This is a genomic window from Spirosoma panaciterrae DSM 21099, from assembly GCF_000374025.1.
GTDB classification, from domain to species: Bacteria; Bacteroidota; Bacteroidia; order Cytophagales; family Spirosomataceae; genus Spirosoma; species Spirosoma panaciterrae.
The window spans coordinates 152050-166713 of record NZ_KB893173.1; the positions used below are offsets into that span (position 1 = coordinate 152050).

Genomic DNA, 14664 nt, shown 5'->3' on the forward strand with positions numbered 1-14664 from the left:
TTGTTTTAGATAATTACCCATTTAGTACATTTGCCCACTGTGCCTAGTCAGACTGGTTACCCTCATTTATGGAAAAGCAACACCTCACCTACTTCAAAATCGAAAACTTCAAACGATTCGACTCCTTCGAGATGGACAATCTAGGGCAGTTCAATCTGATCGTTGGCGATAATAACGTAGGAAAAACTTCGGTGTTAGAAGCGTTGACATTTGATGAAGCACTCGCACAATGGAGATCAAATCTCATCAGCACTATAAGTTTTAGAGGTTTTTTTAATTATGAGCATAGTATTCAGCCTTCAGTTCTTAAAGACGCAGAAATTTGGTCACTTATATTCAAAGAAACAGACAAACCCATTATAATTACAATGGGCGGAAACATTGAATTAAAATCCGATTTATCACTTATCTCATATAGAAATTTAACAAGGGCAGAACAGTTCAATGCCCAATTAGGAACAATAAATCCTACTCCTCAACTTTGGCTTAAACAAAATCTACAAGTTGGTACAACACAATTTGACCCTCAACTTGTTACAGCCTATCTTGAAGATTCATCTCAATGGGAATACTCTCTTTATACACCTTTTATCGCTGTCAACTTAAGTTATGGAGCTGATTTAGTAAAATTTTTTTATGAATATTTTAACGTTGATAAACTATTAAAAAAAGAGCTTGAATCCAGTTTGGTGAACTTAATACCGAACCTAGAAGAAGTTAGAATACACAAGTATTCTAATAATTACGAAATGCTCTGTGTAACACTAACTGACAGTAATAGTATCTATCCATTAGTAAGATTTGGAGATGGTACAGTAAAAACTACACGTATTTTAATGGAAGTATTACTAGCCAAAAACAGGAGATTAATTATTGATGAAATTGGCTCTGGTATCCATTTTACACGTTTAATAGATTACTGGAAAACGATTATTCAGCTTTGTGCTAAATATAACGTACAGCTTTTTGCCACAACACATAGTCTTGAATGTCAGCGTGCGTTTGTCGATGCGTTAGAAGACTCAGAAATGCAACAGTATCAGAAAGATGCCCGGAATATTACACTTTTGGAGAACAAAGAAGGTGAGGTACAAGCGGTGACCTATGACTTTGAGCAATTTGAGTATGCCCTGAATATTGGCTTTAACACACGGGGTGGCGTACTATGAGTAGCATACAACTATTTGTTGAGGGAGTAACGGATCAGAAATTTTTACAGGATGTAATTGCTGAATGGTATGGCATTGACTTATCAATAGGGAGCATTGGCAAACCCGGTGAAATCATTTCGGTTGATGGGAAAGACGCTTTCGATTCACCAGAAAAAATGAAAAAGCTGTCTCCAATCTTTCAACAATTAGCTATTCAGGGTATACCAACTGTTGTAATTTTCGACGCAGATACATTTTCAACCAATCAGGCTAAACTGACTCTCCACAGCCAAAAATTACGCTTTGCCTATTTTTTATTTCCAGACAATCAACGAGATGGCGAGATAGAAACGTTGCTTGAAGAAATCATTTGCCCAGACAATCAGATTGTTTTTGATTGCTGGAAAGCATTTGAGGATTGTTTAAGCGGACACAAAACGTCGTCAACTCCTTCAGGTAGCTTTACAACACCCGCCAATAAAACAAAGATTTACGCTTACATAGAAACGTTAGTTGGCGAAACTGATTCGGAGAAAGAAAAAATAAAAGACCGTAATCGTGATTATCGCAATAAACTGCACTGGAATCTCGATCCAGCCCATCCATCGCTTAAACCGTTAAGAGAATTTTTAGACCCGTTTTTTAGTACAAAATGAACGAACAAAGTAAAGAATTCCTGTACAAGTACCTCAACAATGCCTCCCCTACTGGCTTCGAGTCGTCGGGGCAGCAGATTTGGCTGGACTACCTCAAACCTTATACCGACGAGTACATAGTTGATACCTATGGCACCGCCGTTGGTGTCATCGGCCCCGGTAAAGACTATAAAGTGGTAATCGAAGCCCACTCCGACGAGATTTCGTGGTTCGTCAACTACATTTCCGACGATGGCTACATTTTCGTCCGACGAAATGGGGGTTCCGATGCGCTGATTGCCCCCTCTATGCGCGTTAATCTACACACGAAAAAAGGCGTTGTTGAAGGCGTGTTCGGCTGGCCTGCCATTCATGTTCGCGACCTGGCTAAAGATACCGCCCCCAAAGTAACCGACCTGTTCATCGACGTAGGGGCGAATACCAAGCAAGAAGTTTTGGATATGGGGATTCATGTCGGCACGGTCTGCACGTTTGTGGATGGCCTTACCGAGATGAACAATCGGTATTACGTAGGCCGGGCGCTCGACAATCGGATGGGCGGTTTCATGATTGCCGAAGTAGCCCGCTTGCTAAAAGAAAACAATGTTACGCTACCGTTCACGCTCTACATTGTCAATGCCGTACAGGAAGAAATTGGCTTACGAGGAGCCGAGATGATTGCCCGCCGACTCCGGCCCGACCTCGCCATTTGTACCGATGTTACCCACGATACACAGTCGCCCAAATACGACAAAAAAGAACAGGGTGACCTTAAATGCGGAGCTGGTCCGGTGCTTTGCTATGGCCCGGCCGTTCAGAACAACGTCCTCGATTTTATGATCGACGTAGCCGAGCGGGCCGAGATTGCTTTCCAGCGTCAGGCCGTTAGCCGTTCTACAGGAACCGATACCGATGCCTTTGCCTACGCAACCGAAGGAATCGCGTCTGCCTTAATCTCGTTGCCGCTTAAGTACATGCATACCACCGTCGAAACGGTGCATATGGACGACGTACAGAACGTGATCAAACTGATGTACGAAACCTTACTGGCCCTGAAAGGCAACGAAGATTTTCGGTATATCAAATAGCTAGCCAAAGGAACAAAAAACCCGATGGGCAACATAAGTTTATGTTACTCATCGGGTTTCTACAATATTTACGCTCTTACTCATTCCGCCGGAAACCTCCGCCCCCCTGACCGCGCTGGAAATTACCCTGCCCACGCGTGCGTTGCTGGAACGGATCGCTGGGAGGTGTCGTACCAGCATTGAACCGACGGATGTTGTACACGAAGCTGATCATGAAATAACGATTCAGAACCCGGCTTCGCACTTCTTCGGTGTAGGTATCGGTTACGTTCCGAACGATGCTCTGGTTCTGGTTCAGCAGGTCGAACGCCTGAAACCGTATCTCGCCCTGATTCTGCTTGAACAACTGCCGCGACAGCGTAGCGTTCCAAAGTGTATACGACTGGTTATAACTCGCCGAACTTCCTCCGTAATGATTGTAGTACACATCCGTCGAGAAGGTGAACCGGAGCGGTAGCTGATAGAAAATATCCAAGGTTGCCGTCTGGTTCAGGAAAGTAGTATTCTGCTGAGGTTGCAACGAGTACTTTGCCGATTGCAGGTTGATATTGCCTCCGATGTTCAAATCCAGTTTTTCCGAGAAATTGGAACTCAGCCGTACCCCCTGCCCGATCAGGAAATTTTTAGCTTCGTTGGGCTGATTGTTCACAAAACTCTGCCCTTTGTTGTAGGTCAGGTTCGTACTCAGGTTCAGGTTCGTTTTCTGCGTACCAAACTTAACCGGCTGCCCCCATACCAGCGAGCCATTTACCGTATAGTACCCATTCGTGTTGACTGGCCGGGTTGTCTGGGCTCCGTTTGGCGCAAACGTTGTTGAATTGACAATTTTGTTATCCGTCCGGCTCCCGCTAATGAATACAAACAAATTTCGGAAGGTTGCGGCATCAAAGCGATTGAAATTCAGCGTAAGGTTATGACTGTATTCGGGTTGCAGATTAGAATTCCCCAGTTGAATATTCAATGGGTTTGTATTGATAGGTACCTCCTGCAACTGGCTCACCGAGGGAGCATTCATCCGGGTCCGATAATTGAACCGTAACGTACGCTGTTTTCCGAAATTATACGTAAACAAAGCATTCGGCAGGATATTCGAAAACGACTTATTTACGCTTCGGTCGCGATTACTCAGGTTGTCTGAATTCAGGCTCGCCTGCTGCGCATCGACGCCAAACGCATAGGTATATTTCAGTCGTCTGGTTTGCCAGGTCAGTCCGCCCCGATTGGTCACATAATCGTTAATGAAATTGTTACTCAATAAGGTATTCGGCAGATCATACTGACTTGTCGTTCGATTGAAATCATTGACGGCCCGGTTCGAGGTATTGTGATTGTCTGACAGATTGTAATGAAACTCAAGTGTTTGCCGTAGCGAAAGAGGCTCGGTATAGCTCACATTGATCGTATTGGTCATGGACCGGGTTTGCTGGTTGTTCCGCTGATCGATAGTCTGGGTTGTAATTCCAGTTACCGTATCTCGGGTAATGATACCCGTAGTCAGGCTCGTGGAGGCTCCATTGAAAGCCCCGTTGTACTGGTTCAGCGACTTGTTGAAACCCTCATTGTCCTGATTATTAGCCGAAATACTCCAGTTCACCGAAAAGGTCCGTCCTTTTTTACGGAACTTCCGCATAAACAACAACTGGTTGCTCCCCGTAAATCCATTACCCGTCGAGTTATAATTGGTTTGGCTTGTATTGGCCATGACACCCTCACTCGTCTTAGTCGTGGCTTCGCTATGGTTGTTGTAGGAAGAACTCAGCCACGACAGACTTGGAATCACCCGAATTGTTGTCAGGGTATCGAGTCGATAGTCGAAGCGAAGGTTGAACCGATTGTTCGTGTTTGTATTATCCGACCCGTTGGTCTGATCGCGGATAAATCCGGCATCTGAGCGCGTCGGTGTCGCGCTGCCCGCACTAGGGATCACGTTGACCCGGTGGCTGCTCTGATCGGTAAGGGTGTTGGTATTGCTGATGTTATAACTGCTGACAACGTCTATTTTCTTGCCCCATCCGTCGCGGTAGTTGATCCCTCCCGCCCACGACGAAGTAATGGCACTGCTGCCGACCTGATTGCCCCCGCCAAAACTACCGCCACCCGCACCGCCCCGCACCACGTTGCTTCCTCCGCCCCCGCCCTGGCCCTGACCAGCGCCACCAAAACTATTGCCCAAGCCTAAATCCTGCGTGGTAAATCCCTGCTGGTTGATGTTATTGGCCATTCCCAGCATCGAAATCTGTCGGCCATTATTAAACTGGTTCAGACTCAATCGAGCGGAATACCGGGCATCATCGCCTGGTTTGGGCCCGGCTGCAAGCGACTGCTGGCCGAAAGTTCCTTTTCGCTTATCCCGTTTGGTGGTGATATTGATCGTCTTCTCGCGGTCGCCATCGTCTACGCCCGAAAAAGCTGATTGTTCGGACGACTGGTCGAACAGTTGTACTTTATCGATAATGTCGGCCGGGAGGTTTCGGGTAGCCATTTTTGGGTCATTTCCGAAAAAGGGCTTTCCATCGACCAGTACTTTAGTGACGGTCTGTCCCTGCGCCTTAATTGCCCCATCGCGGTCGACCTCAACCCCCGGCAGCTTTTTCAGTAACTCTTCCACCTGGGCGTTGGGCCGGGTTTTAAACGAACCTGCGTTGAATTCCAGGGTATCGCCTTTCACAGCAATGGGCGCTTTTTCTCCCTGCACAGAAACCTCCATCAGCGTCTGCGATTGCGCCACAATATCAATGGTACCCGCATCAGCAGTATGATCGTTGGGGGTGATGGCCACCCGTTTAACGCGGCTCCGATACCCCACATACGTCACCAACACGCGATACTGGCCCTCAGCAATTTTTGAAAACACAAACTTTCCATCGCCGTCGGTAATCCCAAAGGATACCAGCGATGAATCTTTCGCCAGCATCAGCGATATGGAGGCTTCCATCAACGGCTTGCGGGTCACAGAATCTACCACAATCCCGCTGATGGTACCAGTCGATTGCGCAAAAGCGGTATGAACGCACAATGAACAAGGAATAAGGAATAGGGTAACTAACAGATACCGTGTCAGCAGGTGCAGAGAAGTGTTCATATTCCATTGAGTCCGCTCGCGCGGTTCATTAAATATTGGTCATTCGTTTCGAGTACCGTGTAGGCTCAATTCCGTTGGAACGGCATGTTCTGCATCATCCGCTGGCGGAAATCAGCCATACCTTTCCGGCGAATCTGCTCCATCTCTTCGGCCGAAACCACTTTGGCGTCTTTAGGAGGCTGAACCGATGTATCTGTCACGCTTTCTGTCGAAACCCCGGTAGCTTTATACGATTCCGTATCGGACTCAATCAACAACACGACACCCTGAGGGGGAGTCAGGTCGGCTACGGGCGAATAGGTAAACGGCAAATCGGTCGTGTACCAGATTGTGTACGGCATTTTCCGGTGTGTGGCGGTTGCTTTATGACAGACATAGCCCGCAATTTTTTTGGTTTTTTCGCTGGTTTGCCAATCAGTTGCGGCTGGCATCGGACGGTCGGTACGGTAGATCGTCGTGACCGAATCTTTTTTAACGGTCAGCACATCAATTCGCTGCCTGTTGGCCAGATCCAGAAACGTTTGCTGTTCGAATGGAAAGTTCATTCGCCGATCACCGCGCGGACGATTAGGCTGTTCACCGCCCGGAACACCGTTTCCATCGGGAGCACCGTCCCCCATTTGTCGACGAAACATCATTGGTCCCTGCTGGCGATCCCGTTCTTCTTTGGCCATGGTACCGGCAAACACCAACTTCTGCGTAAACGATATGGTTTCGGGTAACCCTTCAGGTGCATCGGGAGCACCGGCACTACCCGGACGAACTTCCTGGCCATTGATAACCATCCGCATTTGCGAACGATCGATCTGACGCATCCCTTCGTACGTAATCTTGCCCGACGTAGGAGCAGTGGTCTGAGCCAACACGGTAGTGGCCGTCAGTCCTGTAAGCATTAGGGTGAAAATTCCTGGTTTCATAGTGAAATGAAGGTTTCTAAGTGTAAACGTTGCATAATTTTTTCAACTAGCTGTCAAAATCTCGTTAAAAGGGGTTTATTAGGTGCTGAGTCGGTAAATTTACCCGACGAATGCATACGTTATGTGCCCGCAACGAATCATCTCCCTGGTGCCTTCACAAACCGAACTGCTCTTCGACCTTGGTCTGGACAATGAGGTAGTGGGTATTACTAAATTCTGTATACATCCAGCCGATAAAGTTACGAACAAGTGCATTATTGGAGGAACTAAAACCCTGAACATCAGCAAAATTAAAGAACTAAACCCCGATTTCATCCTTGCCAATAAAGAGGAAAACAGCCAGGAGCAGATTGACGAGCTGCAAGGTCGCTATCCAGTTTTAGTTACGGATGTGATTACCGTATCAGACGCGCTGGCGATGATTCGTGAGGTGGGAGACCGGATTGGTAAAAGGCAGGAAGCCGTTGATTTAGCCCAACAGATTGGCGATGCGCTTTGCTCAGGGACTGTCCTGTCACCCCAACGGGTAGCGTATTTGATCTGGCGAAATCCCTTTATGGTAGCAGCCGATCAGACGTTTATCCATTCTATGCTGGAAGTAGCTGGTTTTTCGAATGCATTTTCCCATCGGACACGCTATCCCGAGATTACGGCTGAGGACCTGCAAACCGTAAAGCCCGACCTGCTCTTTCTATCGTCTGAGCCCTACCCTTTTTCCGAGAAACATATTGCAGAACTACAGGCCATTTGTCCCGACACTCGAATAGTGCTGGTTGATGGTGAACTGTTTTCCTGGTATGGAAGCCGCTTGTTGCGGTCGTCTGACTATTTTAGGAAATTGCGAACTGAACTGGCTGCGTCTCAATCCTAGTATCTACTTGTGGACTAATGATACTTTGATTTTCATTCGCAACGACGACCCGACATCGCCACGCATTGAGTACCCCTGACGAACGTATTTCCTGCTTCATGCCTACGACTAACGACACACTTTCTGTTGCATCCATCAATCTGATTTTGTTTGCTGTTCGACAACAAGGGATTGATACGGTGCCACTTATCCAAACGATCGGAATCACACCGGAGCAACTCAGTGACCCGGATGGACGCGTTTTTATCTGGCAGATACAAGCCTTATGGCAGGAGATTGTGAAAATCACTGGCGATCCAACGATTCCCCTGAAGCTGGGTGAGCTGATTAATCCTGTTGCAATCGGAGTTTTGGCCTATGTGATGATGCATAGCCCTACCCTGGGTCGGGCGTTGGAAAACCTCTGTCACTATCAGGATGTTGCCTGCGAAGGAATAACGACAACCGGGCAGCTAACAGGCAATCAATATATCTTGTCATTACACATCACCAGTGCCGATATTCGTTACCCGGATTATACCTACAATTCCGAATTGTCGGTCTATCTGGCTGCGATGCGGGCGTTGACGGGCGTACCAATCACCGCGAAGGAAATTTGGTTTGCCTATCCGCACCCCACCGACATTCAGGAGCATGAGCGGGTGTTTTCTCCTGCGAAGCTTACCTTCGACACTGCCGAAACAGCCATGATTCTGGATGCTTCTCTGCTCGATCTGCCCATCTTAAACGCCAGTCCAACCTTGTCGGCTCTATTTGAGAAGCACGCAAGCGACGTCCTCGACAAACTCAAAACGCCTTCCATCAGCAGCCGGGTTAAAACCGAGATCGTGACGATCATGAAAGGGGAAGAGCCTACCCTGGCTACCGTGGCCGACCGATTGGCAATCGGCATTCGTACCTTGCAGCTCCGCCTGAAAGAAGCAGGGACCTCCTACCAGCTCTTGCTCGATGAAACCCGGAAAGAACTGGCAGTGCGACACCTGCGGGAACCCCATCTCAGTACAACTGATATTGCTTACCTCCTGGGTTTTGCCGAACCCAGTGTCTTTTTCCGATCATTCAAAAAATGGACAGGCCAAACGCCGGGTGCATTTCGAATGGCGTCGTAACCCGTTACAAATTCTCCAGACTGGTATGTTTGAAACTATCGAGGTATTTCAGGCCATAACCCATCGTCCGGTCCATGCTTGAATGGGCAAATAAAATAACCCCGGCCAGCATCAGATTCTGACTGCCCAGCATCAGTCCCAGCAGTCCTACTACAATGCCCAATCCTTTGTGATGCACCATGTTGTATAAAACAGCCCCAATAGCCGGATTAAGCAGATAACCAATCATGCTGATGTCTGGCAGCAAAATCAGGGCAGGAAACCACCACCAGGCAAAATTCAGGCGGGAAAATAGATAAATAGCGCCCAGAAACTGAATCAACTCTTCGGATTTAAGTAAGGTCTTCATTGGTTCGTGTCTTCTTTAGTACATGACAAAGGTCCGGTGAAGCCCCAAATCGGCCGATGACCAACTACGCAATTTGACTGACTTTTCACGAAGAAATAAAGGCTGGTCGTCGCCCGAAAGCTAACGACTGGGCTTTGAGCGACTTAAATCAGATAACTTCCTAAATTTGGCAACACTTGAGAGGAAAGTTGCGTAACCGTGATTAATAGTACCTATCAGAACAAGTCTATATTGTGAAACACTGTTTACTCATCTTGTTTCTGTTTTGTCAATCCGTCTCGGCACTCGCTCAGATCATAGAGATTGACACCAGCGAAACAGCCCCCCCTCCAATCCGCCGGAGGGTACTCACGGATGACCCGGAACAACGGTCTGATGTGCCCCGATCGAGTACCAGTCGAACGGCAAGCGGCCGGGAGTCCGACTATTTATTGCTTCACCAGCTTCGCGAAATTCAAACCTGGTCTGTTGCCCTGGAAGGTGGCTTCCGCAGCGACGGTAGTACGCTGAGCAATTCCTTCAACCGGCTGGTTAGCACCGCTACTCAATTCAAAGGCGTCTGGAGCGTACTGGCAGGCTATACCTATCGAAACGCCTGGGCTGTAGAGGCTGGCTATGCCCATGCTCCTATCCATCTGAACATTACGATTGCGAATGGAAGTCAGCCCTTGGTATTTACCTATCAAAATAGTGGAAGCGGTATTCCGGTACGGCTAAAACGACGGATTGGTTCCGGTAAAAAAGCCGAAAATGGTACAGGTTTCTGGCTTACAGGTGGTGCATGGCTGATTCCCAACGGTACCAAACAACTGGACGACTTCAAACTGATCGGGTATGTTTATGGGGGCCGTGGCAACCGTATCGATACCCTGCGGCTCGACAACACCACAACGACCAGCCAGTTTACTGGGCTTGCCGAAGCGGGTTTCGAGTACAACGTCCGCCTGTCGTCATCGCTCGAGTTAGGCGGGTATTTACGGAAATACTGGGGGCTTGGCGACGCCCTCCGCTCCGACCTGATTTACTCGGTCAATAAATCCTCGATTCAATACGCATCCGTCACAGCCAATGGCTCTGGCTGGGGGTTTGGTATGTCGCTTCGGTACATTTACGGAAAGCAGCATGAGGTAAAGCAGGAACGAACCCGATAGCGTCTTAATCGACCCGTTTCTTTACATCCAGCACCCGAATGCGGTTCGCACTGGCTTTCTGCAGCGTATCCGGCGAATACGTAGATAATCGGACATTTTCCTGCATATCGGCCCGTTTCTGAATGTGCTGTTCGAGGTAGCGGTCAAGGTGTTTGCCTTCCAGTCCGTAGCTAAAAAAAAGAGAGACCCGTTCGCCCTGTTGTTCACGGAACAGAAAATCGGGCAAGCGGTTTTCCAGGCCAACGTGCAGAGGCAGGTTATTCAACACTTTCATCCGGCGAGCATTTCCGCTATGGAGTGTCCGCATATTCCACACGACAATATCACCTGCGCGGGTATCGGCAAATACATCGGCTCCATCAGCCGCATTATGGCTACCGGCCTTAAACCGAATACCGCCACTGTAGGTGTCGTGATCCTGCAAATAAATACCAAACCGGATTAATGGGTATGAGCCATCCCAGTCGGCTCCCTGCCCAAACTGGTATCGGTCAATGTTGTCGCGATGAAAACCACGGGTTCCGGTGCCGATCTGATAGGTGCTGTCGGAGAAATAAACGGGCGTGTCGCCCAGAAGTTCGGTAGCGATCGCCACAATACGCGGATCATAAATGACCCAACCCAACTTCTCTTTACTAAGCAAATCACCTTTCACGGAGGCCGCCTGTTTTACCTGTTTGACCAGACCCAGCTTCTGCTGCTGGTCTCGATAGGTATAGGCCGCCTGCCGTAACTGGGTTACTTCCTCGGGGGTAAAAACGTTCCGAACGATCAGGTAGCCCTGTTGATCGAATTGCTCCCGGTGTGTCATTGTTTTTCAGATTTTAAGGGTTCAGGATCAAACGTTACGGCTTTCAGGTATTAAACCTGAACCACATTATCAACAAACTCAACGGTTGCTACCCGGGCCATATCATCCCAGAAGCTCGGGTATGATTTAGCGACAACACCCGGTTCCTCAATGATAATCTCCTCACGCATGGCAACGGGTGCAAACGCCATAGCCATCCGGTGATCGTCGTAGGTTTTAATGACAGCAGGTATCGGGTGTGGTCGGTCCAGGCGTCGAACTTCGTACCGATGATTTGTCTCGATCTCCACCAACTCGGCACCAATTTTCTGTAATTCCGCCTGGAGAGCAGCGACCCGGTCCGTTTCCTTGATTTTCAGGCTTTCGATCCCTGTCAGACGAAGGGTTATGTCTTTTACAGCCGCGCATACGGCCACTGTTTGGGCCAGGTCGGGGCAGTCGGTGAAATCCCAGGCCAGCGACTCAGCTGCCGGGCATTTGGTAAGCCGAACCCCTTGCTCAGTGAAGGTACTTTCTACCCCCAGTAACCGCATAATCGATACAATGGCGCTGTCGCCCTGCAACGATTTTGGCTTCAGCCCTAACAGCCTAATTTCGGCCGTTTCATCGAGTGTCAAAGCGGCTACACTATACCAGTAACTGGCCCCTGACCAATCCGATTCAATCGTATAGGTTGTGGGTATATACGGCTTGGGGGCTACAGTAATGGTTTTTGCATCCCAGTCGGCCTGAACATCAGCCCCAAAGCAGATCATTTGCTCCAGAGTCATCTCGATATACGGACGCGACCCGATGGCTCCGGTCAACTCCAGAGTCAGCCCGTTGGGCAAGGTAGGAGCAATCATCAGCAAGGCCGAAATGTACTGACTGCTCACATCCCCCCGAATACGGACCTGGTTCGTGCCGGAAGGCGTAAACCCGTTCAGTTGCAGGGGTGGGTAGCCCGCTTTGTTCAGGTAGGTAACATCGGCCCCAAGGGTTTGTAATGCATCGACCAGAATACCGATGGGCCGTTCACACATTCGTGGTGTCCCCGTCATCGTTTTATTCTGGCCAGTTGCAGCAAAATAGGCCGTCAGAAAACGCATCGTCGTCCCGGCATCCAGTACATCGGCGGTACCATCATCCGATCTGAGCAATCGAATCATGGTTTGTGTATCGCGGGCGGTAGAAAGGTTATGCAGGGTAGATTGAAACCCTGTTAAGGCATCAATAATTAATGCACGATTACTTTCACTTTTCGACGAAGCCAATGGAATAGTAGCCTGGACAAGGCCGGGGCTGGTCAGGCTGGCAGGCGGAGTTAAACGAACAGCGTTCAAGCAGTGTATGATTATAGTTTTCAGATCACGCTGTACAGTTTATGGTTTAGGGCAGGCTAACGTATCAATCCGTTCGTGCAAGCCCATCACAAACTGTACAGCGTAATTCACAAAAGAAATTGTTCACAAAAAAACGAAAAATCGGGTAGATTCCGGCCATCATCTGCCTGTAATACCTGGTAAAAGCTCCATCCGTACATGAATCAGTTTATCAATGCCACCGTCTTTACCGGCGATGAATGGCTTACCCGAGCAACCGTTCGCGTAGAAAACGGTCGCATTCAGGACCTTACAACATCTGCCGACACGGGTTCTGCCGATCCAGAATCCACTATAGACCTAAATGGGGATTACCTGATTCCCGGCCTGATAGACCTTCAATTATACGGGGGGTCAAATCTATTTTTAAACGAGATACCCACCCCCGATACCGTTCGGCACATTTATAACGCACACGCCCAAAATGGGACGACTACCCTCCTGCCAACGATCCACTCGACCTCGCTTGCCATTATGCAACAGGCAATGGCCGCTGTAGCCGTCGTTCGGGACGAAGATCCTTTCGGGGTGCCGGGGCTCCACATTGAAGGCCCTTATTTTAACCCTGTCAAACGTGGTGCGCATAGTATGGCGTATGTGCGCACACCCGCCGAAGGGGAGCTTGAAGCGTTATTCAGTACCAATTCCGACATTATTCGGATACTGACATTAGCCCCTGAAATTTTTTCTCCTGAGCAGTTCGAGGCCCTCAAGCAGTTGAAACACCCTACAACGCTGCTCTCACTTGGCCATAGCAATGCTACCTATGAGCAAGCCACAAATGCGTTCGATACGGGTGTGCCGCTCTCTACGCACCTCTATAATGCCATGCGGGGCTTCGAAAGTCGTGAGCCGGGTGTTGTAGGTGCGGTGTTTGATCATCCTTCCGTTCGGGCCAGCATTATTGCCGACGGCTATCATTGTAATCCAACCACTATTCGTATTGCGTACCGGCTGCTTGGCGAACGACTGTTTCTTATTTCGGACGCCTTATTTGCCAATCCGCCCCGTCCTTCGTTTACGCTGGGTCAGTTTGTTGTTCAGTATGAACCCGACAGTAGCGGTCCCGGTCGTTATGTCAACAACGAAGGCAATCTGGCAGGTTCAGCCATCACGCTGATCGACTGCGTTCGGATAGCGGTTGAGAAAGCCGGGATTCCATTGGCCAATGCCCTTCGAATGGCCTCAACGATTCCAGCAGAAATTATAGGCATGGATCAGCAACTGGGGAAGATCAGACCGGGTTACATCGCCAATCTGGTGCGGACGGATTCATCCCTTCACACAAAAGGTGTGTGGGCTCTGGGTAAGGCTATTCGCTGAAAGGTATAATTAGCTTTACAATCGCCTGACATAGCCCCCGAAATGTAGCATCATAAGATTGATTTTATCTATGTACGCTACGTTTCGGGGGCGATCCATTCGCCCTGAGCAGACCTGCCAACCACCCGCCGATTAAGTATAAATACGGATATAAACCAATCAAATAAAATAAAATAGAATCAATATAGTTTTCTATTGTATTATTCAAATAATTCAGTATTATATTTCACTATAATACTTGACAACGTTATTATAGTTTGTAATTTCGATCAAGTACAACAAAATATACCCTCAATTCGCGCGACATAATATTAGTTGAGAGGCACTCTACCTAAAGCATCTATAGCCAGAAGCTGATCCATAGTCGATACGCTATAGCCTGATTTCAACCGTATTTTTTATCACCTGTATGGGTTCTACACCCCTGTCAGCCAGCGCATTGCCTATTACTTAACACTACGTACTACTTACGTTCAACCATAGGATGAGTATGAAACAGTATGCATCAATCAGCGGATATGCAGTAGGCAGAACCTATTCGCCCGGAATTCTACTCTATCGATCACCAGCCAGCCCAACTCTGGGACCGTCCTACGTACGACGTTCTTCTCAACAAACCTCGTCCGATTTAAGCCAACCACGGCTCGCAGACTCCGCTCAGTCGCGGAGCTAAGTACGAATTACGAGCCTTCAACAAAGTGGCGACACGCCTTTGGGCAGCAGGCAATGACAAAGAATATCCCCATAAAGCCTGCCTGTTTGCTCTCTTTCCTGCCTCTTAGATGGGGGTAAGTGTAGGTTATCCAATCTAACTTT

The 14664-nt window shown here is 48.4% G+C and carries 12 protein-coding genes; 7 read left to right on the forward strand and 5 right to left on the reverse strand.

Annotated features, from left to right (window positions below; genetic code table 11):
• Nucleotides 1-68: 68 nt before the first annotated feature.
• Genes B153_RS0104045 through B153_RS0104055 form a run of 3 tightly spaced genes read left to right on the forward strand, consistent with a single transcriptional unit; the run spans nt 69 to nt 2874 of the window.
• Complete coding sequence (locus B153_RS0104045) at nt 69-1169, forward strand: AAA family ATPase (protein WP_020595390.1); 1101 nt, start codon at nt 69-71, stop codon at nt 1167-1169.
• The gene (locus tag B153_RS0104050) at nt 1166-1807 is read left to right on the forward strand and encodes a DUF3226 domain-containing protein (protein WP_020595391.1); all 642 of its coding nucleotides are present in this window, start codon (nt 1166-1168) and stop codon (nt 1805-1807) included. The genes B153_RS0104045 and B153_RS0104050 overlap by 4 nt, the downstream gene beginning before the upstream one ends.
• Nucleotides 1804-2874 carry a M42 family metallopeptidase gene (locus B153_RS0104055; RefSeq protein ID WP_020595392.1) on the forward strand — a complete coding sequence of 357 codons (1071 nt, stop codon included), beginning with the start codon at nt 1804-1806 and terminating at the stop codon, nt 2872-2874. The genes B153_RS0104050 and B153_RS0104055 overlap by 4 nt, the downstream gene beginning before the upstream one ends.
• A gap of 76 nt (nt 2875-2950) precedes the next feature.
• On the opposite strand, the gene B153_RS0104060 is transcribed toward B153_RS0104055, so the two are convergent.
• Entirely contained in the window at nt 2951-5956 is a 3006-nt protein-coding gene (locus tag B153_RS0104060) for an outer membrane beta-barrel protein (protein ID WP_020595393.1), read from the reverse strand.
• Between the two features lie 65 nt (nt 5957-6021).
• On the reverse strand, nt 6022-6873 hold the full coding sequence (locus B153_RS0104065) for a GLPGLI family protein (RefSeq protein WP_026261899.1): 852 nt from the start codon (nt 6871-6873) through the stop codon (nt 6022-6024).
• Between the two features lie 121 nt (nt 6874-6994).
• Between B153_RS0104065 and B153_RS0104070 the strand changes: the two genes are divergently transcribed.
• Both B153_RS0104070 and B153_RS0104075 read left to right on the forward strand, forming a co-directional pair.
• Entirely contained in the window at nt 6995-7744 is a 750-nt protein-coding gene (locus tag B153_RS0104070; protein WP_020595395.1) for an ABC transporter substrate-binding protein, read from the forward strand.
• 98 nt (nt 7745-7842) lie between these two features.
• Nucleotides 7843-8853 (forward strand): AraC family transcriptional regulator, encoded by a 1011-nt coding sequence (locus tag B153_RS0104075; protein ID WP_020595396.1) that lies wholly within the window; start codon nt 7843-7845, stop codon nt 8851-8853.
• Nucleotides 8854-8857: 4 nt separating this feature from the next.
• Here B153_RS0104075 and B153_RS0104080 read toward each other — a convergent pair whose 3' ends face one another.
• The gene (locus B153_RS0104080; RefSeq protein WP_020595397.1) at nt 8858-9202 is read right to left on the reverse strand and encodes a DUF4260 domain-containing protein; all 345 of its coding nucleotides are present in this window, start codon (nt 9200-9202) and stop codon (nt 8858-8860) included.
• Nucleotides 9203-9435: 233 nt separating this feature from the next.
• Between B153_RS0104080 and B153_RS0104085 the strand changes: the two genes are divergently transcribed.
• A complete protein-coding gene (locus B153_RS0104085) occupies nt 9436-10353 on the forward strand; it encodes a hypothetical protein (RefSeq protein ID WP_026261900.1) in 918 nt (305 codons plus the stop codon).
• A gap of 4 nt (nt 10354-10357) precedes the next feature.
• Here B153_RS0104085 and B153_RS0104090 read toward each other — a convergent pair whose 3' ends face one another.
• On the reverse strand, nt 10358-11164 hold the full coding sequence (locus B153_RS0104090) for a phytanoyl-CoA dioxygenase family protein (RefSeq protein ID WP_020595399.1): 807 nt from the start codon (nt 11162-11164) through the stop codon (nt 10358-10360).
• 50 nt (nt 11165-11214) lie between these two features.
• A complete protein-coding gene (locus B153_RS0104095; protein WP_020595400.1) occupies nt 11215-12486 on the reverse strand; it encodes a 3-phosphoshikimate 1-carboxyvinyltransferase in 1272 nt (423 codons plus the stop codon).
• Between the two features lie 198 nt (nt 12487-12684).
• On the opposite strand from B153_RS0104095, the gene nagA reads away from it, so the two are divergent.
• Nucleotides 12685-13848: an N-acetylglucosamine-6-phosphate deacetylase gene (nagA, locus tag B153_RS0104100; RefSeq protein ID WP_020595401.1), complete on the forward strand. Its 1164-nt coding sequence runs from the start codon at nt 12685-12687 to the stop codon at nt 13846-13848.
• The last annotated feature ends 816 nt before the right edge of the window (nt 13849-14664 follow it).

Excerpts from the sequence above, each read along its gene's own strand:
- B153_RS0104070 (WP_020595395.1), top strand. The coding sequence starts at position 6,995 with ATGTGCCCGCAACGAATCATCTCCCTGGTGCCTTCACAAACCGAACTG.
- B153_RS0104060 (WP_020595393.1), bottom strand. The coding sequence starts at position 5,956 with ATGAACACTTCTCTGCACCTGCTGACACGGTATCTGTTAGTTACCCTA.
- B153_RS0104050 (WP_020595391.1), top strand. The coding sequence starts at position 1,166 with ATGAGTAGCATACAACTATTTGTTGAGGGAGTAACGGATCAGAAATTT.
- B153_RS0104080 (WP_020595397.1), bottom strand. The coding sequence starts at position 9,202 with ATGAAGACCTTACTTAAATCCGAAGAGTTGATTCAGTTTCTGGGCGCT.
- B153_RS0104075 (WP_020595396.1), top strand. The coding sequence starts at position 7,843 with ATGCCTACGACTAACGACACACTTTCTGTTGCATCCATCAATCTGATT.
- B153_RS0104045 (WP_020595390.1), top strand. The coding sequence starts at position 69 with ATGGAAAAGCAACACCTCACCTACTTCAAAATCGAAAACTTCAAACGA.
- B153_RS0104090 (WP_020595399.1), bottom strand. The coding sequence starts at position 11,164 with ATGACACACCGGGAGCAATTCGATCAACAGGGCTACCTGATCGTTCGG.
- B153_RS0104065 (WP_026261899.1), bottom strand. The coding sequence starts at position 6,873 with ATGAAACCAGGAATTTTCACCCTAATGCTTACAGGACTGACGGCCACT.
- B153_RS0104055 (WP_020595392.1), top strand. The coding sequence starts at position 1,804 with ATGAACGAACAAAGTAAAGAATTCCTGTACAAGTACCTCAACAATGCC.
- nagA (WP_020595401.1), top strand. The coding sequence starts at position 12,685 with ATGAATCAGTTTATCAATGCCACCGTCTTTACCGGCGATGAATGGCTT.